Genomic DNA, 24,070 nt, shown 5'->3' with positions numbered 1-24,070 from the left:
CCACGGCTTCCGCCGTGCCACGGGCCACCCCCACAAAGACGGAATCACTTCCATCTCCACCGTGCCACAGGAAGATCATTCTGCAAGGACCCCTTACTCAGGCGGTCCGCCCGGGACTCCAGGAACCGCCGCTCCGGGAGGCTGGCCGTACGGCGCGCCGCCTCCCGGTAGCTCTCACGGGCCGCGTGATGGTCGCCGGCCATCTCCAGCAGGTGGCCGCGTACGGCGTGCAGCCGGTGGTGGTCCGCCACCCGGTCGTCCTCGTCGAGGGGGCGGAGCAGGTCGAGGCCGGCCTGCGGACCGTGGGCCATGGCCGCCGCGACGGCGTGGTTCAGCGTGACCATGGGATTCGGAGACACCTGCTCGAGCAGCCGGTACAGGATGACGATCTGCCGCCAGTCGGTCTCCTCGGCGCTCGGGGCGTCGGCGTGCACCGCGGCGATGGCCGCCTGGAGCTGGTAGGGGCCCATGGGCTCGCGGGCGAGCGCCTCGGTGGTCAGCGCGACGCCCTCCTTCAGGGCAGCCGCGTCCCAGCGGGTGCGGTCCTGTTCCGCGAGCGGGATGAGATTGCCGTCGCCGTCGGTGCGCGCGGGCCGCCGGGCGTCGGTCAGCAGCATGAGCGCGAGCAGGCCCGTCACCTCCGGGCTGTCGGGCATGGCGCGGCGCAGCGCGCGCGTCAGCCGGATCGCCTCGCGGGTCAGCTCGACCTGGTGGAGTTCGGCGCCGGAGGTACTGGTGTATCCCTCGTTGAAGATCAGATAGAGCACGTGCAGAACCACACCGAGCCGCTCCGGCCGGTCCTCGGACGGCGGCAGTTCGAACTCCGCGCCCGCGGCCCTGATGCGCTGCTTGGCGCGGCTGATGCGCTGCGCCATCGTCGCCTCGGGCACCAGGAAGGCGCGCGCTATCTGGCTGGTGGTCAGGCCGCCGCACGCCCGCAGGGTCAGCGCCAGCTGGGACGACGGGGACAGACTCGGATGACAGCAGAGGAACAGCAGGATGAGCGAGTCGTCCTGGTCCGACGGGTGGAGCTCGGCGGGGCCGGACTCGACCGGCTCGTCCGCCCGGACCATGGCCGCCACGGTCGCCTCCCGGCGCCGGCGGGCTATGTCGCTGCGCGCGCGGTCGGCGAGCCTGCGGTGGGCGACCTTCGTCAGCCAGCCCAGCGGATTGTCGGGGACGCCGTCCTTGCGCCACTGCACGATCGCGTCGAGCAACGCGTCCTGGGCGGCGTCCTCGCATTCCTCGAACCGGCCGTAGCGGCGGACCAGTGTGCCCACCACCTGAGGAATGAGTTCCCGCAGCGGGGCGCCGATCCCGGTATCGCCGTTCACCGGGTTCCCCGGCGACGGGCCGGAAGCGCGGAGCGGAGAGGCGCTGCGACAGCCATGCGAACTCGGACCATCCCCTGTCGTGCGGTGCGCGGCACTGCCGGTCGCCCGGCAGCCGGTGCCGACACCGTACCTCAGCACGACAGGGCGAGGCGCCTGCGCACGCGTGTTCGCGAGGGGTTGCCGAGTCAGTGGTGGTACTCGCCGCAGTTGACGTCGAGGCAGTGTCCCGTGACGGCACGCGCCAGGTCCGAGGCGAGGAAGATCACCGCGTCGGCGGTCTCCTCGGCGGTCTGCAGACGGCGCAGATCCATGTCGGCGGCCACCTCGTCGTAGCCTTCCTGGAGCGTCATGCCACGCGCCGCCGCGAGGGCTCCGACGAAGTCCTTCACCTTGTCGGTCCACATCGGGCCCGGCGCCACGCTGTTGACCCGGATGCCCTCCGGGCCCAGCTCGGTGGCCAGGCTCTGGGCGAGCGCGAGCAGCCCGGACTTGGCGATCTTGTAGGCGCCGCAGGCCCGTTTGGAGTGCCGCAGGACCGACGAGTTCACCATGACGATCGAGCCACGGCTGTCACTCAGCGCCTGGGCGAACAGCTGCGACAGCCGCAGCGCCGCGTAGACGCCGACCTCCATACCGAGGCGGACGTCGTCGATCGACGTGTCGCACAGCTCCGTGTGGGGAGGTTCCACGAGCGCGTTGTTGATCAGTGTGTCGACCCGGCCGAAGGTGTCGAGCGCCGCCTCGGAGAGCGCCTCGGCGGCGACCGGATCAGTGATGTCGGTCGGCACCGCCAACGCGCGGCTGCAGGACTCCGCCTCGACGAGCTTGGCCACTTCGTCGAGGTAGGACGAGGTGCGCGCCGCGAGCACCACGTCGGCCCCGGCCTGCGCGCATCGCACCGCGAGCGTCCGGCCGAGCCCTGGGCCCACTCCCGACACGACGACGACCTTGCCGCGAAGCAACTGCGGAACCTTCATGTACGTACGTCCTCTCGATACGGGGCGGGCAGGCTCGCGAGGGGAAGCGGGGCCCGGGGGCGTGACGGCCCCCGGGCAGGGGAGTCACGCCGAGGCGTCGTCGCTGAAGACGACCGGCCGGACCTCGATTCCCAGGCCTTCGACCGCGGCGTCCGGGATCATCGCGGCGAGCTCGTGGGCGCGGTCCCGGTCCTTGACCTCGACCAGGTAGTAGCCGCCCATGAACTCCTTGGACTCGGCGTAAGGGCCGTCGGTCACCGCGGGGACCCCGCCGCGCACCCGCACCACGGAGCTCTGGTCCGGACCGGCCAGGGCCACGGTGCCGATGAACTCCCCGGACTCCTTGATCTTCTGCATGAACTCACCGTGGCCCTGGAACACGGCGTTGCGCTCTTCCTCCGACAGGGCGTCCATGACCTCGGCGTTCGGGTACATCATGATCAGGTACTTCACAGTACTGCTCCTAGCTCACGTGAGGCGTCCGGTGCGCCTCTTCAGCTCTTCGTCGGTGCCCAAGTGCCGTTCTCTACATCGGCGCGGAAGATTTTTTCCCGAGGCGGACCGCCAGTCCAACGAGGGATGCTTCCGCGCCGGTCAGTAGGTCACCACGGCACGGAACCGGACGTCCCCGGCCGCCGTCCTCGCCACGGCTTCGGAGACGTCCTCCTTGGCGAAGACCTCGCAGACCGGCGTGACCGACCCGCGCGCGACGAGATCGAGGGCCTCGGTCAGCTGGTGCAGGCCATTGTGCGTGGCACCGATGACCTGCTGGCGCAGTGACCAGAACGGTGTCGCCGGGTCGATGGTGAACGCGTTGCTCGGATCGATCGTGGCCAGGACGATGCGGCCGCCCGGCCGCAGCCCCTGGAGGGCGTCCGTGGCCGACCGGTAGGAGATGCCGGTGACCAGGATGACGTCGGCACCCCCCGCGGCACGCAGCTCGGTGCCGTCGGCCACCACGGTGCCGGCGCCGAGCTTGACCGCCAGGTCGTGTTTGTCGGGCGAGCGGGTGATGGCCACCGTGTCGAACCCGCAGGCCCGGGAGAACTGGACGGCCAGGTGTCCCAGCCCGCCGATGCCCAGCACGGCGACCCGCTCATGGGGCTGGGGCCGTGCCGTGCGCAGCGCGCTCCACGAGGTGTAGCCCGCACACAGGACGGGCGCGGCCGTGGTGTAGTCGAGCCCGTCCGGCAGCAGCACCGTGCTCGCCGCCTTGACGCAGAGGTACTCGGCGTGACCGCCCTGGGTGTTGAGTCCGGTCATCACCGACGCGGTGCAGTTCATCCCGGACTGTCCGGTGAGCGGGAGGTTGCGCCGGCAGTAGTCGCACCGCCCGCAGGTCTCCTGCACCCACGTCGTACCGACCCGGTCGCCGACCCGCCGGCTCGTCACTCCGGGGCCCAGCTCCACGACCTCGCCCGCGGCCTCGTGGCCGGTGACCGCCGGGCTGAAGGACGGGAACGGGAAGACTCCCTGGGCGGTCCAGACGTCGTTGTGACAGACGCCGCAGGCGCGCACCCGGACCAGGACCTCGCCAGGACCGGGCGTGGGAGCGGGGATCTCCCGGATCTCCCAGGGCGCCTTCGGCGCCGCGATGACGGCGGCCTTCATCCGCGACCACCCTCCGGCCCGAGCCGCACCGGGAGCGACTCCAGCCCGTTCATGATGAACGTGCTCTGCGGCTTGATCTCCTCGGGGCGGACGGCCAGTTCCAGGTCCGGGAACCGGTCGAAGAGCGCGGGCAGCGCGATCCGCAGCTCGGCACGGGCCAGAGGCATGCCGATGCAGCGGTAGATCCCGTGTCCAAAGGACAGATGGGTCTTGTCCTCCCGGGTCAGCTCAAACCGGCCGGCGCTCTCCCCGTGCACCGCCGGATCCCGGCCGATGGCGGCGAACGCGACGAGCACCGGCTCGCCCTGAGGGATCGTCACACCGTCGACCTCGACGTCTTCCGTCGCGAACCTGAACGGCAGATGCGCCACCGGAGCCTCGGCGCGCAGCGTCTCCTCGATCACGTCCTCCCAGTCGGCGTCCCCCTTGCGGATCAGCTCGTACTGCTCCGGGTGGGCGAGGAGGGCGTGGACCGCGTTGCCGATGAGGTTCATCACCGGTTCGGTCCCCGTCGCCAGCATCAGATGCAGCGTGCCCACCAGTTCGGACGGGCTCAGCCGGCTCCCGTCCGCCTCCTGGGCGGCGATCAGGTCGCTGGTGAGGTCGTCCCCCGGTGCGGCGCGCTTGCGTTCCACGAACGCGTGCATCTGCTGGTGCCAGCGCTCGACGTTCGCCGCCGCCTCCTCGGGGCTGGTGGTCGTGTCGACGTTCACCTCCCCACCGCGCAGCAGGGTGGCGCGCTCCTCGGGCGGTACCCCGAAGAGATCGGAGATGACCCGGGCCGGGAGCGGATGGGCGAAGCGCTTTTTCAGGTCCACGGGTTCGCCCGGTGCCACACCGGCCAGTTCGTCCAGCAGCTCCGCCGCCGCCCGCTCGATCATCGGGCGCATGGCCTCGACCCGGCGCGGCGTGAACGCCTTGGCCGTCAGCCGCCGCAGCCTGCTGTGGTCGCTGCCGTGCGCGGTGGTCAGGTTGTCCATCAGCACCCACCCGATGAGCGGGAAGTCGGCGCCTATCTCCCCCTCGCGGAACGCGGGCCAGTGCTTGCGGGGGTCCTTCGAGAACCGCGGGTCCCCGAGGACCTGCAGGGCGGCCTCGTAGCCGGTCACCGACCAGGCCCGCACCGACCCGGGGAGCTCGATCCGGGACACGGGGCCCTGACGGCGCAGCGCGGCGAGTTCGGCGTGGATGTCGGCGCCGGTACGGTCGATGACGGTCGGGGGGTGATGTGTCACAACGGCCTCCGGATATGAGGGCGGAACCCCGCGATGACTACACGTAGAGGGTGTTCGGCTCGAGCCCGCAGGCGATCCGCCCGTACAGCTCGTAGTTGGTGTTCGGGTGCAGGATCGCGTGCAGGTTGAGCGTCTGGACGTCGCGCTGGATGCGTTGGATCGGCACCATGCTGAAGACGGAGGAACCGCCGCTGGCGCTGTTCAGGATGTCCACGGCCTCCTTGGCCCGCTGGCAGGCCGCGCCCAGGTCGAGCCGGACGCGGGCGCGCTCCTCCAGCGTCCACGGCTTGGCGCCGGCGGCGTTGCCGTCGACCAGCTCGGCCGCGCGCCGGGCGTGGAACTCCGCCTCGTCGGCCTTGGCGATGGCCTCGGCGACCTGGAGGTGGGTCACGGGGGCCTCGGCCTGGCTGTCGTAGCTGGTGTAGGTGATCTTCCGTCCCGGCAGCCGCTCGAAGAAGGCCTCCTTGGCGGCCCGGGCCAGCCCCACGGCGGGCGCGGCCACCGTGGCGCACGCGGTGGCCATGAACGGCGCCCGGAAGACCGGCGAGTCCGCGTTCGCCCGCGAGCGGTGCTGCCCCTGCAGGACCGGGCCCATGGGCAGCACGCGCGGCTCGGGGACGAAGAGGTCACGGGCCACCGTGGTGACACTGCCGGAGCCGCGCAGGCCTGCCGTGTGCCAGTCGTCGACGATCTCCAGGTCCGCCATCGGGATCGCCACCATGATCGGCTGAGGCCCCTCCGGGGTGAGGAGCACCGCCGCGTTCGTGTTCCACGAGCTGTGCAGCGCACCGGAGTTGAACGACCACTTGCCGTTCAGGACCACGCCGCCCTCGGCCGGTTCGGCGGTGGCGGTCGGGCTCAGGATGCCGGACACCCGCACGCCGGGCTTGGCGAAGATCTCGTCCTGGACCTCGTCCGGGAACAGGCCGGCCATCCAGGTACTGATGGCGAACACCGACATGACCCAGGCAGTCGATCCGTCGCCGCGGCCCAGCTCAGCGATCACGTCGACCACCGTGCGCATGTCCGACTCGTAGCCGCCGTAACGGGTGGGCACCCGCAGGTTCAGCAGCCCGGACTCGGTCAGCGCGTCCAGGGTCTCCTCGGGCAGGCGCCGGTACTCCTCCCCTTGGAGGGCGTTCTTCTGCAGCAGCGGCACCAGGCCGGCGGCGCGGTCGATCAGCTCTTCCCTGGACGGAATCTCGTTCGGCATGGGCGGATTTCCTCCGTGTTGAGCGGGCGGGCCGCGTGATCGGCCCCGTCGAGGCTGGCATCCGCGAAGGTCGCCCGCATCTCCCTGGTTGCGGCGCACGGGGCGGCCACGGGTGGTCCGCGGGGTGGTCCGCGGGCGCAATCGGGAAGATGCAGCCCTCCGCGGACGCGTGTGAGCCTGACCGTCATCCGGAACCGACCTGCCTGCCGAAGGAGCAGCCATGGCTTCCACCCCGTGGAACACCGGCGACACCAACGCGCTGCGCGCCATTCCGAAGCACATCATGGATGCCTGGGCGGAGCACGACGCCGACCGGTTCGCCGAGATCTTCACCGAGAACGCGACCCTGATCCTGCCTGGCGATGTCTTTCTGACCAGCCGTGAGGAAATCCGGTCCTTCATGCGCAACGCCTTCTCCGGCCCGTTCAAGGGGACCCGGGTGACCGGCGAACCGCTGTCGATCCGTCCGCTGGCCGCCGGCGTGGCCGCGCTCGTCACTCAGGGCGGCGTGCTGGCCCCCGGTGACGTCGAGCCGACTGCCGAACGCGCGATCCGCGCGACCTGGGTCCTGGTGAAGGAGGCGGACGACTGGCGCGTCGCCTCCTACCAGAACACGCCCATAGCCGCCGCGTGACCCGGCCCGGTGGGAAAGCGCGCGGGACAAGGAGGTGCCGGCGATGGGCCGTCAGGTAGGGGATCGCGCGATCGTGCTCGGCGGAAGCATGGCGGGGCTGCTGGCCGCCACCGTGCTGGCCGAGGCGTACGCCGAGGTCCTGGTCGTCGACCGGGACGAACTGGACGGTGTCACCGGGGCGCGGCGCGGCGCCCCGCACGGACGCCATGCGCACGGTCTGGTGGCCCGGGGTCAGCAGATCTTCGAGGAACTCTTCCCCGGCCTGACCGAGGAACTGCGGACGGCCGGTGTCCGGCCGGGTGACTTCGGCAGCGCCATCCGCTGGTACTTCAACGGCCACCGGCTCGCCACCGGCCACTCCGGACTGCTGTCGGTGCCCGCGACGCGTCCGGTGCTGGAGTACCACGTGCGCCGCCGGGTCCAGGACATGCCCCGGGTCACCTTCCTGGAGCGCCACGACATCCTCGGTCTGGAGACCACTGCCGATCGGCGCCGGGTCGTCGGCACCCGGGTCCAGCGCCAGGACGGCGGCTCTCCCGAGGTGCTGCCGGCCGATCTGGTCGTCGACATCACCGGACGCGGCTCGCGCACCCCGGTGTGGCTGGAGGAACTCGGCTACCAGCGCCCGGAGGAGTCCAGGATCAAGATCGACCTGGCCTACACCACGCGCCACTTCGCGCTGGACACCGATCCGTTCGGCAAGGAACTCGCGATCATCCCGGTGGCGTCCCCGGCGCACCCGCGGGGCGCGTTCTTCTACCGGGTGCCCGGTGACGACGGCCAGGTGCAGTTGTCGCTCACCGGCATCCTCGGCGACCATCCGCCGGCGGATCTCGACGGGTTCCTCGCCTTCACCCGGTCACTGCCGGTGCCGGACATCTACGACGCCGTCCGCCGGGCCACGCCGACCCTGGACTCGGGGACGTTCAAGTTCCCCGCCAGTGTGCGGCGCCACTACGAGCGGCTGACCCGTTTCCCCGCGAACTTCCTGGTCATGGGGGACGCCGTGTGCAGCTTCAACCCGGTGTACGGACAGGGCATGTCGGTCGCGGCGCTCGAAACACTCGCCCTGCGGCGGCAGTTGGAGTCCGGTGCACCGCCTGACTTCCGACGCTTCTTCCAGGAGGTCGCGGGCGCCGTCGACGCGCCCTGGGAGTTCGCGGCCGGCGCCGATCTCGGCTACCGCGGCGTCGAGGGCCGCCGGACGCCCCGGATCCGCCTGGCCAACGCCTATGTCGACCGGCTGCAGCGCGCCGCCACCCACGACGCCGAACTCACCAACGCCTTCATCCGCGCGGCCGGGCTGATCGACCCCCCTGCGTCGCTGATGCGGCCCAGGACACTGCTGCGCGTCCTGCGGCACTCGTTCCGCCCGCCGGCGGGTGCGGCCGCCACCGCCCGGCCCACGCCGACCCACGTCGCACGACGGCCCAGCTGAGAGGCACTTGTCATGCGTCCCTTCCGTATCGCTGTCGGTCAGGAGGCCGTGGACGACCTGGAGCGCAGGCTCGCCGCCACCCGCTGGCCGGACGAGCTGCCCGGCGCGGGCTGGCAGCGCGGTGTCCCGGTCCCCTTTCTGCGGGAACTCGCCGAGTACTGGCGTACCGGCTTCAAGTGGCGCCAGGTCGAGGAACACCTCAACTCCTTCCCGCAGTTCCTCACCGAGATCGACGGTGTCGACATCCACTTCCTGCACATCCGCTCACCCGAACCGAACGCCATGCCGCTGATCGTCACGCACGGCTGGCCCGGTTCGGTGGCCGAGTTCCTGGACGTGATCGGGCCGTTGACCGATCCGCGAAGCCACGGCGCGGATCCCGCCGACGCGTTCCACCTGGTCATTCCCTCGCTGCCCGGCTACGGCTTCTCGGGCCGCCCCCGGGAGGCCGGGTGGGACACCGCCCGGACCGGCCGGGCCTGGGCCGAGCTGATGCACCGGCTCGGCTACCGGCGGTACCTCGTCCAGGGCGGCGACTGGGGGATGCCGGTCTCGCTGCGCACAGCCCTGGCCGATCCCGAGCACGTCGCGGGCGTGCACCTCAACATGTTCGTCACCCTGCCGCCGCAGGATCCCGCCGAGCTCGCCCGGCTGGGCGCCCGGGATCGTGCCCGCCTAGAGTTCGCGGCCGCGTTCGAGCAGGACGGCGCCGGGTGGCGGAAGATCCAGTCCACCCGGCCGCAGACCCTCGCGTACGGCCTCACCGACTCCCCGGTCGGCCAGCTCGCCTGGATCGTCGAGAAGTTCAAGGAGTGGACGGCGGCCGAGACGGCAGCGGAGATCCCGGTGAGCCGGGACTGGCTGCTCACCAACGCCTCGATCTACTGGTACACCGCCTCCGCCGGTCCCAGCGCCCAGCTCTACTACGAGTCCAACCGGCTGGACGCCGACTTCCTGCGGACCTGGGCGGGCCCGTGGCCGCTGACCATGCCCGTCGGCGTCGCCGTGTTCCCCCACGACGCCGTGCGGCCGATCCGCAGCTGGGCGGAGCGGATCCTCCCGACCCTCACCCACTGGTCCGAATTCGACCAGGGCGGGCACTTCGCTGCCCTGGAGCAGCCGGAGCTGTTCGTCGGCGACGTCCGGGCGTTCGCGCGTACGCGGCGCTGACACCGCGGCCCCCCAAGAAACACAGCACTTCGAGCAGCCCGGATCGGCGGACCGGTACCGGGCGGAAATGAGGCCGGCTTGACAGCCACAGCAATCGCACGCGCCCGCGGAACCCGCCGCGGCAGACGAATCGGGGCGGGCCGGATCGGCCTGACCGGGCTGACCCTGCTGGGGGTACTGGTCGGGGCGGGCTGCAACGGCCCGGCCGGCACCAGCGTGGCGGCAGCGCCGGAGCCGCGGGTGCGCGGCCACGAGCGAACGGCCGACTGGCCGATCGCCAACGGCGATCTCTCCAACACCCGGGCCACCACCCGGACCCCGATCAGCTCCGAGACCGTCCGCGATCTCGAGGTGAAATGGCGGCTGCCGCTGACCGGCAAGCCCACCTTCGCCGGCCTGATGGCCTCCAACCCGATCGTGGTCGGCGGGACGGTCTACTTCATCGATCTCAACTCGAACGTCTACGCAGTGGACAAGGGGACGGGCCGGGTCCGCTGGAAGCGCGAGTTCGACGATCCCAGCGTCGGTCCGAACGGCGTCGCCTACAGCAAAGGGCTGCTCCTCGGCACCACCTTCACTGGTGCCTTCGCCCTGGACGCGCGCACCGGGCGGACCGTGTGGTCGAGGCACCTGATCGACGCCGGGAAGGGCGGCATCGACGTCGCCCCCCAGGTCTACGGGCGCACCGTCCTGGTCAGCACCGTACCGTCGACGTTCGGGACATACGTTCCCGGAACGATGGGGACCGTCTGGGCCCTCGACATGGCCACCGGCAAACCGAGGTGGAGCTTCAACACGGTCAAGGACGGCGACCTGTGGGGTCACCCGGAGATCAACTCCGGCGGCGGCCTCTGGTTCCCGCCGGCCGTCGACAAGCGGGGCCGGGTCTTCCTGGCCGTCGGCAACCCGGCGCCGATGCCCGGCACCCCCGAGTACCCCAATGGCAGCAGCCGACCGGGCCCGAACCTCTACACCAACTCCCTGGTCGCCCTGGACGGCCGCACCGGGGAACTGCTCTGGTACCGCCAGGCCCTGCCACACGACATACGCGACTACGACCTCCAGATCTCGCCCATCATCACCACCGTGCCGATCGACGGGGCGCGGACCGAGATCGTGATCGTGGCGGGCAAGATGGGCAAGGTCTTCGCCTACCGCGCCGACGACGGCACACCGCTGTGGACGCGGTCGGTCGGCATCCACCTCAACGACGAGGGCCCGCTGCCGGACGAGCCGGTCACCATCTACCCGGGCGTCCTCGGCGGGGTGGAGACCCCGATGGCCGCCGCAGAGGGACTGGTCTTCGTGCCCTGGGTCGACCTCCCGGCCGAGATGAGCGCCACCGGCGGCATGACCTATCCGGGCACGGACGGGGGACGTGGCGGGCTCGCGGCGCTCGACACGAGGACCGGCGAGGTGCGCTGGAAGCGTGATCTGCCGCAGATGCCGCTCGGTGCGGCGACGGTGGCCAACGACGTCGTGTTCAGCAGCACGTACGACGGCCGGATCTTCGCCTTCAACATCCGTACCGGCAAGACCCTGTGGACCGGCGCCGCGTCGGCCGGCATCAACTCGTTCCCGGCCGTCAGCGGCGACATGCTGCTGGTGGGCGCCGGTGTGGCCGGGGACGACAAGGACGCGAAGCCCGAGCTCATCGCCTACTCCCTGGACGGCGACCGCCCGAACGCGTAGCCCGAGCGACCCCGCGGGACGGCCCCGGACCGTGACATGGTCCGGGGCTGCGCCGTGCGGGGCGTCAGGCCATCGGGACGGTGTCCGCGTCGTCCTCGGCGGGCCGCCGGCGACCGGTGGGAGGCACGTGCCGGAGCAGGGCGGTCACCAGGACCGCCGTGGCGAGCAGCAGGGCACCCGCGACGGCGACCACCAGGTGGAGTTCCGTGGTGAACGCCGCGCGGGCGGGGTCGAGGAGGGCCGCGGCCGTCCGGCCAGGCAGCGCGCGTGCGGCCTCCTCGGCGCTCGCGAGCGAATCACCGGCCGCCGTCGCCGCCTGCGCGGGCAGCCCCGCGGGGAGGGCGAGCGTGGCCCGGTAGACCGCGGTGCCGATGCTGCCGAGGACCGCGATGCCCAGAGCGAAGCCGAACTGGCCGCTGGTCTCGTTCAGGGCCGCGGCGGAACCGGCCTTCTCCTGGGGCGCGGAGCCGATCACCAGACCGATGCCGAGGGTCACCATGGGCCCCGAGCCGAGGTAGACCACGGCGAAGCCGGTGATCAGCAGCGCCGGGCCGGAATCGGCCCGGACCTGGGTGAGCAGCGCCATGCCGAGGACGCACACGAGCAGTCCGGAGCCGATGAGGTAGGCGGGGCGGAAACGCTGCCCGAGCCGCGGGGCCAGGACGAAGCCGACGGTGTTGGTGACGATCGCCGGCAGCATCCACACGCCGGCGCTCAAGGGCCCACGGCCGTAGAGGAGTTGCAGCGACTGGGTGACGAAGTACATCACCGCGCCGGTGAGCATGGTGCCGAGGAACAGGCTGACAAGCGCCGCGGAGAAGCGGCGCCGGGAGAACAGACCGAGGTCGAGCAGCGGGTCGGGCAGGGTTCGCTGGCGGCGGGCGAACACGACGCCGAAGCCGACGCCGGCCAGGACGGCGACGACCGGCAGGGCGTCCCAGCCCTCCGTGGCCAGTTCCTTCATGCCCCAGACGACCGGGAAGACGGCGGCGACCGACTGCAGGACGCTGACGAGATCGAGACGGCCGGCCTCCGGATTCCGGTACTCCGGCAGCAGCACCGGTCCGAGGACCAGCAGGAGAACCAGGGCGGGCACGCCGACGAGAAAGGCCGAGCCCCACCAGAAGCGGGCCAGCATCAGGCCGCCGACCAGCGGGCCGACGACGGCGCCGACGGAGAAGCACGCTCCCCATATCCCGATCGCGGTACCGCGCTGCCGGGGGTCCGGGAACATGGTGGAGATCAGGGAGAGGGTGGACGGGGCGAGCGTGGCCCCGGCGACGCCCATGACGGCGCGCGCCGCGATCAGCATGCCCGGACCGGTGGCGTAGGCGGCGCCCACCGATGCGATGCCGAAGGCCGCGGCACCGATGAGCAGCAGTCTGCGCCGGCCGATCCGGTCGCCGAGCGTGCCCATGGTGATGAGCAGGCTGGCGAGCACGAACGGATAGATGTCGGTGATCCACAGCTGCTGGACGCTGTTCGCCCCGAGCGCGGTGGACAGCGCGGGCAGCGCGAGCAGCATGACGTACACGTCGATCGAGACCAGCAGGGTCGGCAGGGCGAGCACGGCCAGGCCGATCCACTGCCGCCTGCCGGGGCGCGGAGCCGGTCCGCTCGATGTCGCGGTGGTGCTCATGGAGGTCCCTTCGGATGGTCGGCGCGGTGGCACCGGATGCCCTGGTATCCGTGACGTCGGACCCGGGCACGCGCTTTCGACGTCCGCGGACACATCCGAGCGAAGGGTCGTGCCATGGCTGCGGCCCGGTCGACACCCTGGACTCGTCCTCCGGTCCTCGGCCGTCCCGCCCGCGATCAGCCCCGCAGGCCCTGAAGGCCCAGCAGCAGGTCCGGAAGGTCGACCGCGCGCAGGGCACCGGTGGACGTGAGGGCGGGCTGCCAGTCGGGGGCCGAGCACAGCACGACGGGGCCGTCGGAGAGGGAGTCCGGGAGCCGGCCGTGCGAGCCCCGGACACAGGACGGGTCCAGTGGCACCGCGTTCATGGTGTAGCGCAGGCCGAGTTTCTTGCGGGCCAGCCCGAGCGCCGCCTTGGCCTTGACGAGCCGGTCCGCCGGGTCGAAGAACAGTTCGGCCGGGTCGTAGCCCGGCTTGCGGTGGATCTCGACCGAGCGGGCGAAGTCGGGGGCCCGGGCGTCGTCCAACCAGTAGTAGTACGTGAACCACGCGTCCGGCGCGGCCACGGCCACCAGTTCACCGGAGCGGGGGTGGTCGAGCCCGTACCGGGCCTGCTCCTCCCGGCCCAGCACCTCGGCGACACCGGGCAGCCGGGTGAGCAGGTCGCGCACCTTGGGCACGTCGGCCTCGTCGGCGACGTAGACATGCGCGGTCTGGTGGTCGGCGACCGCGAAGGCCCGCGAGGCCCACGGGTCGAGGTACTCCATGCCGGCCTGCTCGTACACCTCCAGCCAGCCGGCGCGGCGCAGCGCCCGGTTGATGTCCACCGGCCGGTTGACCGCGGTGATGCCGTACTCGCTGAGCGCGATCACGGTCGCGCCGTCCTGGGCGGCCTCGTCCAGCAGCGGCGCGAGTTCCGCGTCGACGGCCCGGGCGGCGGCCGTCGCCTGCGGGGAGTCCGGGCCGAAGCGCTGGAGGTCGTAGTCCAGGTGCGGTACGTAGGCCAGCAGCAGGTCGGGGCGCTCGGTGCGCAGGATGCGGCGGGTGGCCGCGACGATCCACCGGCTGGAGGCCAGGCCCGCGGTCGGACCCCAGTACTGGAACAGCGGAAAGGGCCCGAGTTCCGCGGTGAGCCGGTCGTGCAGCGCCGGCGGGCGCGTGTAGCAGTCGGGCGACTTGCGCCCGTCGGCGTGGTAGACCGGGCGCGGCGTCACCAGCAGGTCGGTGGAGGCGCCCATGGCGTACCACCAGCAGACGTTGGCGACGCGGTAGCCGGGATGCCGGGTGCGGGCGGTCTCCCACACCTTCGCGCCCCCGACCAGCCGGTTGTGCTGCCGCCACAGATGGATCTCGCCGAGTTCGCGGAAGTACCAGCCGTTCCCGACGATGCCGTGGTCGACGGGCAGCCGCCCGGTGAGCAGGGTGGACTGGACGGTGCACGTGACGGCGGGCAGGACGGTGCGCAGCGGGGCGGATCCGCCCCGCGCGGCGAACCGGGAGAGGTTCGGCATGGCCGGCAGCAGACGCGGCGTCAGACCGACCACGTTCAGGACGACCACAGGCTTCATGTCGCGCGCCCTTCGTCCAGCAGCTCTCGTTCGGCCCAGCGGAGTTCGGCGGCGATGCCGTCGATGGGGTCGGCGCCCCCGGGCAGCACCTGCCAGGTGTACGTCTCGACTTCGACCACGGGCCGGTCCCGCACGGCCGCCACGGCCCGCCGCAGTACGTCGGTGGTGCCCCGGAGCGGAGGCGCAGGTTCGGCGTGCAGCGGGATGTGGAAGTGCACCCGCCAGGCCCCGTCACCGGGCAGCTCGTCCAGGGCCTGGGGGAGATCGTCGGCCGCGCGCACCCGGCCCCGGCCGCTCAGCTCCCTGACCTGGTGGAGGTAGCGGGGCTCGGCGTACTCGGCGAGCAGCCGGCGGGCCTTTGGGTCACGGGGATCGTCGACATGCAGGGCCGACGCCGCCTGGATCTTGACGACCGCCAGGCCGGCCCGCTCGATGGCGGCGACGGTCTGGTCCGGGTCAGCGAAGGAGACGGCGAGATGGGCGGTGTCCAGGCAGACACCGATGACCTCGGGATCCACCCGGGGCGCGAGCCAGCGCACGGCGTCCGCGACGGTGTCCAGGACGCAGCCCGGCTCCGGCTCCACCGCGAGCCGCAGCGGACGCCCGGCCTGCGCCGAGGCCTTCACCAGCTCGTCGGCGGTCCACCGCAGCGCCGACTCGGCAGCCCGGTCGGCGGCGGGCGGCCACGGGCTGCGCCAGCCGAGCGGCAGCGTGGACAGGCTGCCGCCGGCGGCGTCGTCCGGCAGCAGTCCGGCGAGCACGTGCGCGCAGTCGGCGGTGTAGCGGGCCCGGGCCGGATCGGTCCAGTCCGGGCGGTAGACGGTGTGCTTGACGACCCGCTGGTGGAAACCGCCGTAGGGGAACGCGTTGAGGGTCAGCACCGACAGGCCGCGGGCGTCCAGTTCGGCGCGCAGCCGGCGCAGCGCGGCCGGGTCGGCGGCCAGTTCCGCGGCGGCCTCGGCGGCCAGCCACAGACCGAGGCCGAGGCGGTCGCGCCCGAGCCGTTCGCGCACCGGGACCGCGTGGGTGTCGAGCTGGCGGAGCACACCGGCCAGATCCTCCGCGGGATGGACGTTGGTGCAGTAGCACAGCCGGCTCACGACTGGCCCCGCAGCACCGAATTGCCCTCGTACAAGGCCGGTCCGGCGCCGGCCTCGCGGTCCTCGTCGAGGATCAGACGTCCGCTGCGCCTGTAGAACTCGACCGGGTTCTGCCACAGCACCCTGTCGACCTCGGCGTCGCTGAACCCGGCCGCCAGCATCGCCAGGCCGACCCGCTGGGTCTTCAGCGGGTCCGACCGGCCCCAGTCCGCCGCCGAGTTGACCAGGATCCGGTCCGTTCCGTACTCCCTGAGCACGGCGACCATGCGGTGTTCGTCCATCTTGGTCTCGGGGTAGATGGAGAAGCCCATCCAGCAGCCGGAGTCGGCGACCATCCGCACCGTGACCTCGTTGAGATGGTCCACCAGCACGGCCTCCGGGGCGATGCCGGACTCGCGGACCACGTCCAGGCTACGGCGGGTGCCGGCCCGCTTGTCCCGGTGCGGGGTGTGCACCAGGACCGGGAGGGACCGCTCGACGGCGAGTGCCAGCTGACGTGTGAAGGCCTCGTCCTCGGCTGCGGTCATCGAGTCGTAGCCGATCTCCCCGACCGCGACCACCCCGTTCTTGCCGAGGTAGCGCGGCAGCACCTCCAGCACCTCAGCACAGCGGGGGTCGTTGGCCTCCTTCGGGTTCAGCGCGATCGTGCAGTTGTGGCTGATGCCGAACTGCGCGGCCCGGAACCGCTCCCAGCCGATCAGGCTGTCGAAGTAGTCGGTGAAGGACGTCAGGCCGGTCCGCGGCTGGCCGAGCCAGAAGGCGGGCTCGACCACGGCCCGGACACCGGCCGCGTGCATGTTCTCGTAGTCGTCCGTGGTACGGGAGGTCATGTGGATGTGCGGATCGAAGATCCTCATCGAGCGTCGTCCTCTCCTCGCGACGGCACCAGGGCGGGCGGTACGGCGATGCCGAGCAGCGCGCGAAGGTCGGGGCCGACCTCCCGCCCGGCGGCCCGGCGCTCCTCGGCCAGGTCGCGGGCCATCCGGAGCAGCTCGGCGTCGGCCCGCCGGGCGAGGTCCGCCACCGCCGCCAGCGGTACCCCGACGAACAGGCACTTCAGCACGCCCTGCCGCCAGGCCGGCTGGTCCAGGTGCGCCGCGGCGAACGGACCCATCGCCGCCGCGACCAGCCGCGGGTCGTTGCTGCGCAGGCCGTCCGCGACCAGCGCGAGACCGAGCCGGGCCGACGAGGCGGGCAGCACGGGCAGGGCGCGCAGCACCCCACGCCGTTCGGCGTCGTCCCCGTGCCGGTAGAGCCGTTCCGTCTCGCGCTCCAGCTCTCCGGCCGGCAGTACCTCGGCCAGGACCGCGAGCAGCCGGGCCCGGGCCCGGTCGTCGTCGGTGCCGAAGACGAGGGCGTCGGGGTCGGTACCGTGCCGGACGGGATGCCGTCCGGCCAGCGGATACTCCTCGTGGATGGCGGAGGGCCGGTCCCGGACGCGTCGTTCCGCGGCCGCGAGCCGGTCGTCCTGTCGCGTGTCCATGGCTAGCGTTCTCCGATCGTGGACGGCATCGGCGCACCGGCGCGCGCGGGCTGCCCGGCCGCATCGTTCCGGGCCCGGCGGAGCGCCGCCAGGGCCCTCGACGCGACCTGGGGCGCGGCGTGACTGTGCCGCGGCAGTTCTACGGCGGCGACGCCGCGGTACCCGATCCCGTCGAGCGCGGCCAGCGTCCCGGCGAGGTCCAGCCGGCCCTCGCCGAATTCGAGGTGCTCGTGCACCCCCGGCAGCATGTCGTCCAGCTGGACGTTGAACAGCAGCCGCCCGGCCCGCCGGACGCACTCCGCGGCGTCGGCCGGTTCCACGGCGACGCAGTGCCCCACATCCAGCGTGATGCCCAGCGGCTCGGGTTCGCCGAGTGCCCGGCGCACCTCCAGCGCCTGGTCGAGCCGCTCGACGACCATGCCGGGTTCGGGCTCCAGGGCGAGCCGCACCTCCCGCCTCGACGCCTCGTCGACCACCGGGTCCAGATGCCTGAGTAGCCGGTCCCGGTTGGTCTCCCCGGGCACCCCCGCCTCGCCCACACCGGACCAGAAGGACACACACTCGGCGCCGAGCGACTGGGCGATCCGCACGGAGCGGAGCAGGAAGTCGATCCGCTGCCCGGCCGGTTCCGAGACCAGGGTCGGATGGTGCTTGCGGGACGGATCGAGCAGATAGCGCGCGCCCGTCTCCACCACACAGCGCAGTCCGGACGAGGACAGCAGCGCCGCCAGTCGCCCGGTGGCCCGGGCCAGGCCGGGGTCGAACGGGTCGAGGTGGTGATGGTCGAGGGTGAGACCGACCGCGGTGTAGCCCAGATCGGCGATGACCCGTACCGCGTCGTGCAGCCGGTGGTTGGAGAAGCCGTTGGTGCCGTAACCCAGGTCGAAAGAACTCATGTCGGACTCCGTATGGTGGACAGCCTCCGGACCAGTGGCAGGACACCCAGCACCAGCGCGGCGGCCCCGGGCGAGCCGGACCGCGCGGCCAGCCCGGACTGCAGCGGCACCATGCCGTGGATCCCGGCCACCGTCGCGGTCCGGACGGCGCCGGGCTCGACCAGGCCGCCGGCGGTGGACCGCGCGGAGGCCGCCGCGAGCTGAGCGGTGGCCGTGGTGGCCCCATAGACCAGGGAGCACAGCACGGCCGCCGTCCGGTGCCGCCCGGACGGTGCTCGCCCCCCGCAGGTCAGGGCCGCGGACAGCAGGGTGGTGGTGAGGGCCAGCCGGACCTCGGACCGGCGCCCGCCGTGGACCTCGCCCCGGGACAGCGCGGTCACCCCGAGGGTGTGGGCCGCCAGGGCCAGCGCCGGTCTCCGGGCGGACGCCCCGCCACCGGCACCGAGCAGCACGTCGAGAGCGCGACAGGCCGCCATCCCCAGCGGTGCGGCCCGGGTCGGCTTGAGCACGGTGTCGTACGCCCAGATCGCCGCGGTCAGCGCGGCCGCGGCGCGCAGGGCGTCGGAGCCGCCGGCGAAGGCGGCCAGGGCGAGCCCGCCGACGCTGAGCGCGGCGGCCGCGGCGAGGGCCGCACCCGGTGCGATCCGGCCCGACGGAATCGGACGCTCTGGGCGTTCCTCCGCGTCCACGGCGCGGTCGGCCCAGTCGTTGAGGGCCATGCCCGACCAGTACAGCGCGGCGGAGGCGAGCGGCAGCGCCAGCCGTCGTCCGCGCAGCGGCCGCCCGGCGGCGGCCGCCCCGGCCACCGTGTCGCCGAGCACGGTGAGGGCCGCGGGCGCGCGGACCAGTTCGAGCCAGTCGCCCAGCCGGTGCCGGGACGCCCGAGCCCTCACCGGGACACCGCGAGGCGCCGCACCCAGGCAACCAGGTCCTCTTCCTGCTGGGCGAGCCGGTGCTCGTCGCTGCCGATCGGGTCCTTGAAGAAGAAGGCGAGCTCACCCAGGGGACCGGACTCTCCGGCCGCGTGCGCGCCCGCCACGAGCCGGGCGAGGTCGAGGACCAGCGGCGCCGCCAGCGCCGAGTCATGGCCCTGCCAGGTGAGTTGCAGGCTCATCTGCGCGCCGAGGAAGCCCTCGAAGGAGATGTGGTCCCAGGCCACCTTGCGCTCGCCCAGGTCGGGCACGTAGTCGATGTGCAGGGGCGCGTCGGCCTTGCCGCCGAGCAGCGCCTCCAGCCCGCGGGACTTGGAGGCCAGCTTTCCGGCCGCACGCCCCTCCTGGGCGAGGTTCGCGCCGTCGCCGCCGCCGAGCAGGTTGGTGCCCGCCCACGATCGGACATGCAGTCCGCGCGAGACGAACATCGGCGCCAGCGCGCTGCGCAGGAGGGTCTCGCCGGTCTTGCCGTCGCTGCCCGCGTAGGGCAGGTTCCGGCGGTGCGCCAGTTCGACCACGGCGGGTATGCGCAGACCGGGCGACGGGGTGAAGTCGACGTAAGGGCAGTCGGCGAGGAAGGCCGCATAGGCCGCCAGCGCGCTGGGCGGGAGCACCCGCTGCCCGGGGGAGGCGAGCGCGCCGTCGAGGACGGCGAGACTGGCATGCTCGGGCAGCGGGTGGACGGGGGGCTCCGTACTGGAGACGTTGACGACCACGACCCGGGCGAGGTCATGGGCGCGGCGGAACTCCGCGATGTCGCAGGCCAGGTACTCGATGGCGTCGATCTGGCGGTCGGGCCCGTCGACCGGGTCGTAACCCGGCCGGATCTCGCGGTCGGCCGCATCGAGCGCGTCGGCCAGCGCCGCCGGCAGCCGGGCCGGCAACACACCGGCGGCGGCGAGGTCCTCGGCCCGCTTCCACAGCGGGGTCCGGGCGATGTCGTGGCCGCCCACCACCAGTTCGGACCAGCCGGGGAAAACGGCCGGATCCAGGTCCAGGTGCTCACTGACGGAGCCGGTGGCCGGGATCAGCCCCGCGCTGAGCGCGGCGAGGCCGCAGACGGCGGTGGTGGCCACCGAACCCCTGCCGCCGATCAGCCACAGACCGCTTCTGCCTTCCATCGTGCGACTTCCTTTCCAACTTGGGTGAGAGATGACGTCCCGCAGCGCGCGGCCCGGCTCAGCCGGTCGTGGCGGGCCGGTCCCAGCCCTCCCAGCGCAGCAGCCGGCCGGACCCGGCCTTGGCCTTGACACCGTGGTCGGTCATCTCGAACTCGCCGAAGTCGAGGACGAACAGGGCCGGATCGCCGGGCGCGAACCCGACGTCGATCGGTCGGTGCAGCTCGGGTTCGGACGCCAGGCCACGGGTGGACCAGCCGTCGGGGTCGACCATCAGCAGGTGCCGGCCGAGCTTTGGCCCGCCCGACGGCAGCGTCATCGGGGCCTCGTCCCCGAACAGTGTGACCACCAGCTGTCCGGCGAACGGCGAGCCCGGCGGGACGACGGCGAACTTGGTCGCCGCGACATGCGCCTCGAAGTCGAGCACGGGCGGCTCCGGAGGCGGCAGCCGGTCGTGGTTGGCGAGCAGGAACGTCGGCTGGGGGCCGCGCTCGGGCTTGAACCTGGGGTCGGTCACCGGGATCCCGCCGACGAAGTCCGGCCAGCCGTACCAGGCCCCCTCGCGTACGTCGAGCAGCAGGTCGGGTGCGTTGCCGATGGGGCGGCTGCCCCGGTCGTCCGCTCCCTGGTCCACCGCGAGCAGCCGGCCGTCCGGAAGGAAGCCGAGCCCGAAGGCGTTGCGGATGCCCCAGGCCACCAGTTCCAGGTTGCCGCCGTCGAGATCGCAGCGCATGACGGCCGCGGTGCAGGGCAGGGCGGCCTCGATCCGCTGCCCCGGGCGGGTGGCGGTGCCGAACGGCACGAACGCGCCGGTGACGGCCTGTGCGCCGGGTTCGCCGGCCAGCGGGTCGCGGGTGGTGACGTTGACACCGGTCAGTTCCACGTCGAGCCCCGGAACGTCGTACGAGTGCGGGAGCCGGCCCAGCCAGCCCAGCTCGTAGGCGTCGAGTCCGATGATTCCCAGGTTGGACATGGATCCTTGGGCGAAGTACAGCTTGTCGTCCGGACCCGCCACCGCCATGTCGACGTGGTAGTTGCCGGGGCCGGGCAGCCCGTCGACGATTACGGTGCGCCGTCCGTCGGGGCCGATCCGCAGGATTCGGCCGGCACCGCCCTCGGACACGTACAGGAAGCCCCGGTGCCAGAGCAGCCCGGTCACCGGCGGGGCCAGCCGGTCGGCGACGAGCAGGTGGTCGGCGCCGTCCTGCCCGAGACGCCACACCCGGCCCCCCGGTTCAGCGCCACCGAACGGCAGCCCCGACTCGGCCAGATACACGCCGTGGTCGTTATCGAAGGCAAGGCTGGTCGGGAAGTCCAGCCCGTCGGCCACTGTAGTCGGTACAGACACGAAGGCTCCTCCAGAGGGTGCGTTCGGACGCTCCTCGACGCGGAAGCAGTTGTTGTGCGGTGACGCCGGATCACAGGTCGTGTGGGGATACCGGGGCCGGCCCGGCGTCCCCGGGAAACCGCCCGGCCCGGCGCGCTCCGCCGCCGGGGGGAGCGGGGGCGGAGCGCGCCGGGCCGGGACACGCGTCAGGCGGCCACCTCGTCCAGGCCGGACTTCGCGGCGGAGAAGAGATCGGGCGCCACGTCGTGGGCCATGGCGGTCGCGGACTGCCAGCCGATCTCGTGGGTGTTGCCGACGCCGCCGCACAGCAGCACGAACCGCCTGAATCCGGCCGACAGCAGTGCGTCCAGCTTCGCCCTGACCGTCTCGACCGATCCGACGAGGGCGAACGGATTCCTGAGATAGGAATCCGCCGGTGCTTCGAGCACGCCCTGTACGCCGGTGTCGCCCTCCTTCGCCAGCGTTTCCAGCGCGCCTTCGGCGGGACCGGCACCGGCTAGACGGGCCAGATGTCCTCCGGCGGCCTCGACATGCGAAGCGAAACCGTCGCGGACGATTTCCGCGGCTTCCTGGTCGGTGTCCGCGATGACGGTGAAGCAACTCGCCGCGACATTCGACATGGACAACTCGTGCCCGTTTTCCTGACCGATTTCGAAATATCGATGCAGGCGCGCGACCATTTCGTCGATGCTGACTTTCGACATGCCGCCGGCGGACGGGTCCAGGTTCAGCCCGGTGAAGACGTTCCACCCGCGGCGTGCCGCCGTGGCGAGCGACCCGTCCGTCTCCGTGGCCACCCACAGGGGCACGCGCTGCTGGACGGGCCGAGGCCAGACGGTGACCCTCGCGGTCTCGATGTCCTGCGCGAAGGGCGCCAGCGCCGGCGTCAGGTCGGCCTTGTCCACCGGGTGGTCGATCTCGTTGAGGACACCGTCGACCAGATCGGCCGCGTGCTCGAAGGCGGCACGGTCACCGCGCCGGCCGAGGCCCACCTCGAGCCGACCGCCCGAGAGCACGTCGATCATGGCGAACTGCTCGGCCAGGTGCAGCGGGTTGTGCAGCAGGGCGAGGTTCACGCCCGAGAGGATCCGCGCCCTGGTCGTCCTGGCGGCGAGCGCGGCCAGCATGATGTTCGGATGGGTGACCAGCGACGACGGGCCGAAATGCTCCGGCATGCTGAGGCCGGCGTAGCCGAGACGCTCCGCCTCGACACAGTGGTCGAGATAGGTTTCGTAAATCTCGGCCCCGAGCCGGGGGTCCCACTTCTCTGGATCGCGCGATCCCGGCGGCGCGTAAGTGAGGTTGTCCCAGTAGATGAACTTGACGATTTCCGAGTCGTCGCCGATATGGCTCATGCCGCCAACGCCCCTCTGTTCGCAGTAAGGCCCGCATGGACGTGCCTCAATTTATCCGCGCGACGGAGTCCGGCCATCTTCCATATTGCCCAGGCACCAAGGCGCCCTCATGTCCCTTCGGACTGAGCCGTCGCCCGGCGGGCCGGAGGCGCGAACGCGGGTGAGCACCGGGCGGTGACAGGTAGCGTGTCGACAGCCGCACCCGGTCGACGCGGCGGAGCCGCTCGGCGTGGTTGCGGATGATCTGCCGGTGGTCTTCGGTGAGCCGGCCACCGGCCCGGGCGAGGTGCTTCTTCGCGCCGTCGGCGGCGGAGAGCAGTGCCGCTTCGGCCTCCGTGCGGTCCAGGCCCGTGACCTCACCGGCAGCGTGGAAGCGGGTGACGAGCGCGCCGGCCTGTCGGTGCACGGCCCGTTGTTCTGCCGGACCCCAGGGGAATGGTTGTCACTGGGTGGCCGGGAACCGCTGTGGGCAGCAGTGCAAGATCGTCGGCCCGGCTGTCGAGGAGCTGAGGCGCTCGCCCGTGACCGAGAGCGGGCACAACGTGGCGGTAACGACTCGGTCGGCGATTGAGGTTCGGGCGTGCTCGCCTGACAGTTCGGCTGGTGGTCCGCCGGGCGGCGCGGTGTGACTCGGCGTAGTCCTTGCGGCGCCCGGTGTAGCGCTGCAGCAACCGCCACTGACGCATCTCGGCGTTGGCGTGCTCGACGACGATGCGGCGGGACTGGCGGCGCCGCATCTCGCGCCAGGCCCGCCTGTCCCCCTCGGGCACGTCGTCCTTGGGCTTTTTCGGCGGGGCGGTGACCTGATCGGGGAACTCGTTCGCCAATCCCCGGTACCCCTCGTCGACCTCGGCTTTTACACGCTGAGGTAGACGCAGTTGCTCAGCGATGCCTTCGGTGCGCATTGGCGGTCTGGTCATGCATGCGCCCGGGCCGGTCTGCGCCGTTCCGCAGCGTGCGGCCCTGGAAGTCGCTGATGGTGGTGGTTTTGATCTTCTTGCCGGAGACGAACGCGCGGCGTCCGGGCCGGTGCGCTGTGGGGCGGCGGACCTGGGTCTCCATGCCGTCGATCCTCAGCTCGACGCCTTCGGCAGCGACTTAGACGTCGTCTCATTTGGTGTGCTGGGTAGTCTGCACTGTGTGGTCATGGTCGAGCGCATGGTGCCGGACGAGCTGTGGGAGTTGTTCCAGCGGGTGGTCCCACCCGCGCCATCGCGGCCGCAGGGCGGCGGTCGGCGCCGGTACGGAGATCGCGAGGTGCTGGCTGCGATCATCTTTGTCGCCACCACGGGCTGCACCTGGCGGCAGCTGCCGCCGGTCTTCGGCCCAT

23 protein-coding genes are annotated in these 24,070 nt (G+C 72.0%); 5 read left to right on the top strand and 18 right to left on the bottom strand.

Going from position 1 to position 24,070, the window contains the following annotated elements:
- Nucleotides 1-44: 44 nt before the first annotated feature.
- The 6 genes from ACYVMZ_RS37810 to ACYVMZ_RS37785 all read right to left on the bottom strand — a co-directional run bounded on the left by ACYVMZ_RS37810 (nucleotide 45) and on the right by ACYVMZ_RS37785 (nucleotide 6,370).
- A complete protein-coding gene (locus ACYVMZ_RS37810) occupies nucleotides 45-1,334 on the bottom strand; it encodes an RNA polymerase sigma factor (RefSeq protein ID WP_461087601.1) in 1,290 nt (429 codons plus the stop codon).
- 185 nt (nucleotides 1,335-1,519) lie between these two features.
- Nucleotides 1,520-2,311: an SDR family oxidoreductase gene (locus tag ACYVMZ_RS37805; protein WP_461087599.1), complete on the bottom strand. Its 792-nt coding sequence runs from the start codon at nucleotides 2,309-2,311 to the stop codon at nucleotides 1,520-1,522.
- Nucleotides 2,312-2,395: 84 nt separating this feature from the next.
- Nucleotides 2,396-2,764 (bottom strand): YciI family protein, encoded by a 369-nt coding sequence (locus ACYVMZ_RS37800; protein ID WP_461087597.1) that lies wholly within the window; start codon nucleotides 2,762-2,764, stop codon nucleotides 2,396-2,398.
- A gap of 141 nt (nucleotides 2,765-2,905) precedes the next feature.
- Nucleotides 2,906-3,922, bottom strand: a complete 1,017-nt coding sequence (locus ACYVMZ_RS37795) for an alcohol dehydrogenase catalytic domain-containing protein (protein WP_461087595.1) — start codon at nucleotides 3,920-3,922, stop codon at nucleotides 2,906-2,908.
- The gene (locus ACYVMZ_RS37790) at nucleotides 3,919-5,157 is read right to left on the bottom strand and encodes a cytochrome P450 family protein (protein ID WP_461087593.1); all 1,239 of its coding nucleotides are present in this window, start codon (nucleotides 5,155-5,157) and stop codon (nucleotides 3,919-3,921) included. Before ACYVMZ_RS37790 ends, ACYVMZ_RS37795 begins: the two co-directional genes overlap by 4 nt.
- Nucleotides 5,158-5,194: 37 nt before the next feature.
- Nucleotides 5,195-6,370, bottom strand: coding sequence for an acyl-CoA dehydrogenase family protein (locus ACYVMZ_RS37785; RefSeq protein WP_461087591.1), 1,176 nt, complete (start codon nucleotides 6,368-6,370; stop codon nucleotides 5,195-5,197).
- Nucleotides 6,371-6,590: 220 nt separating this feature from the next.
- Here ACYVMZ_RS37785 and ACYVMZ_RS37780 point away from each other — a divergent pair, with 220 nt between their 5' ends.
- The 4 genes from ACYVMZ_RS37780 (at nucleotide 6,591) to ACYVMZ_RS37765 (ending at nucleotide 11,304) form a co-directional block, all read left to right on the top strand.
- Nucleotides 6,591-7,004, top strand: coding sequence for an SgcJ/EcaC family oxidoreductase (locus tag ACYVMZ_RS37780; protein ID WP_461087589.1), 414 nt, complete (start codon nucleotides 6,591-6,593; stop codon nucleotides 7,002-7,004).
- Between the two features lie 43 nt (nucleotides 7,005-7,047).
- Nucleotides 7,048-8,442: an FAD-dependent oxidoreductase gene (locus ACYVMZ_RS37775; protein WP_461087587.1), complete on the top strand. Its 1,395-nt coding sequence runs from the start codon at nucleotides 7,048-7,050 to the stop codon at nucleotides 8,440-8,442.
- Nucleotides 8,443-8,454: 12 nt separating this feature from the next.
- Nucleotides 8,455-9,612 carry an epoxide hydrolase family protein gene (locus ACYVMZ_RS37770; protein WP_461087585.1) on the top strand — a complete coding sequence of 386 codons (1,158 nt, stop codon included), beginning with the start codon at nucleotides 8,455-8,457 and terminating at the stop codon, nucleotides 9,610-9,612.
- A 78-nt stretch (nucleotides 9,613-9,690) separates the two neighbouring features.
- Entirely contained in the window at nucleotides 9,691-11,304 is a 1,614-nt protein-coding gene (locus tag ACYVMZ_RS37765; protein ID WP_461087583.1) for an outer membrane protein assembly factor BamB family protein, read from the top strand.
- A 64-nt stretch (nucleotides 11,305-11,368) separates the two neighbouring features.
- Here the strand turns inward: ACYVMZ_RS37765 and ACYVMZ_RS37760 are convergent, their stop codons facing one another.
- From ACYVMZ_RS37760 to ACYVMZ_RS37705, 12 genes are all read right to left on the bottom strand, one after another.
- A complete protein-coding gene (locus tag ACYVMZ_RS37760) occupies nucleotides 11,369-12,943 on the bottom strand; it encodes an MFS transporter (RefSeq protein ID WP_461087581.1) in 1,575 nt (524 codons plus the stop codon).
- A gap of 176 nt (nucleotides 12,944-13,119) precedes the next feature.
- Complete coding sequence (locus ACYVMZ_RS37755; RefSeq protein WP_461087579.1) at nucleotides 13,120-14,508, bottom strand: alkaline phosphatase family protein; 1,389 nt, start codon at nucleotides 14,506-14,508, stop codon at nucleotides 13,120-13,122.
- Entirely contained in the window at nucleotides 14,505-15,608 is a 1,104-nt protein-coding gene (gene eboE / locus ACYVMZ_RS37750; RefSeq protein WP_461087577.1) for a metabolite traffic protein EboE, read from the bottom strand. Before eboE ends, ACYVMZ_RS37755 begins: the two co-directional genes overlap by 4 nt.
- Nucleotides 15,605-16,465 (bottom strand): TatD family hydrolase, encoded by an 861-nt coding sequence (locus tag ACYVMZ_RS37745; protein WP_461087575.1) that lies wholly within the window; start codon nucleotides 16,463-16,465, stop codon nucleotides 15,605-15,607. Before ACYVMZ_RS37745 ends, eboE begins: the two co-directional genes overlap by 4 nt.
- The gene (locus ACYVMZ_RS37740; RefSeq protein WP_461087573.1) at nucleotides 16,462-17,091 is read right to left on the bottom strand and encodes an EboA domain-containing protein; all 630 of its coding nucleotides are present in this window, start codon (nucleotides 17,089-17,091) and stop codon (nucleotides 16,462-16,464) included. The genes ACYVMZ_RS37745 and ACYVMZ_RS37740 overlap by 4 nt, the downstream gene beginning before the upstream one ends.
- 2 nt (nucleotides 17,092-17,093) lie before the next feature.
- Complete coding sequence (locus ACYVMZ_RS37735) at nucleotides 17,094-17,987, bottom strand: sugar phosphate isomerase/epimerase family protein (RefSeq protein WP_461087571.1); 894 nt, start codon at nucleotides 17,985-17,987, stop codon at nucleotides 17,094-17,096.
- Nucleotides 17,984-18,880, bottom strand: coding sequence for an SCO3242 family prenyltransferase (locus tag ACYVMZ_RS37730; RefSeq protein WP_461087569.1), 897 nt, complete (start codon nucleotides 18,878-18,880; stop codon nucleotides 17,984-17,986). Before ACYVMZ_RS37730 ends, ACYVMZ_RS37735 begins: the two co-directional genes overlap by 4 nt.
- Nucleotides 18,877-20,040 carry an inositol-3-phosphate synthase gene (locus tag ACYVMZ_RS37725; RefSeq protein ID WP_461087567.1) on the bottom strand — a complete coding sequence of 388 codons (1,164 nt, stop codon included), beginning with the start codon at nucleotides 20,038-20,040 and terminating at the stop codon, nucleotides 18,877-18,879. Before ACYVMZ_RS37725 ends, ACYVMZ_RS37730 begins: the two co-directional genes overlap by 4 nt.
- 58 nt (nucleotides 20,041-20,098) lie before the next feature.
- Complete coding sequence (locus tag ACYVMZ_RS37720; RefSeq protein ID WP_461087565.1) at nucleotides 20,099-21,385, bottom strand: PQQ-dependent sugar dehydrogenase; 1,287 nt, start codon at nucleotides 21,383-21,385, stop codon at nucleotides 20,099-20,101.
- A gap of 185 nt (nucleotides 21,386-21,570) precedes the next feature.
- Nucleotides 21,571-22,740 carry an LLM class flavin-dependent oxidoreductase gene (locus tag ACYVMZ_RS37715; RefSeq protein WP_461087563.1) on the bottom strand — a complete coding sequence of 390 codons (1,170 nt, stop codon included), beginning with the start codon at nucleotides 22,738-22,740 and terminating at the stop codon, nucleotides 21,571-21,573.
- 46 nt (nucleotides 22,741-22,786) lie between these two features.
- Nucleotides 22,787-23,146, bottom strand: a complete 360-nt coding sequence (locus ACYVMZ_RS37710) for a hypothetical protein (protein WP_461087561.1) — start codon at nucleotides 23,144-23,146, stop codon at nucleotides 22,787-22,789.
- Between the two features lie 476 nt (nucleotides 23,147-23,622).
- On the bottom strand, nucleotides 23,623-23,802 hold the full coding sequence (locus tag ACYVMZ_RS37705) for a hypothetical protein (RefSeq protein WP_461087559.1): 180 nt from the start codon (nucleotides 23,800-23,802) through the stop codon (nucleotides 23,623-23,625).
- An 84-nt stretch (nucleotides 23,803-23,886) separates the two neighbouring features.
- On the opposite strand from ACYVMZ_RS37705, the gene ACYVMZ_RS37700 reads away from it, so the two are divergent.
- A partial coding sequence (locus tag ACYVMZ_RS37700; RefSeq protein WP_461087557.1) for a transposase occupies nucleotides 23,887-24,070 on the top strand: 184 nt, incomplete at its 3' end.

Source organism: Streptomyces deserti, assembly GCF_054782695.1.
Note: the sequence above shows the minus strand (reverse complement) of the source record. Positions and strands in the feature narration are given on the sequence as shown.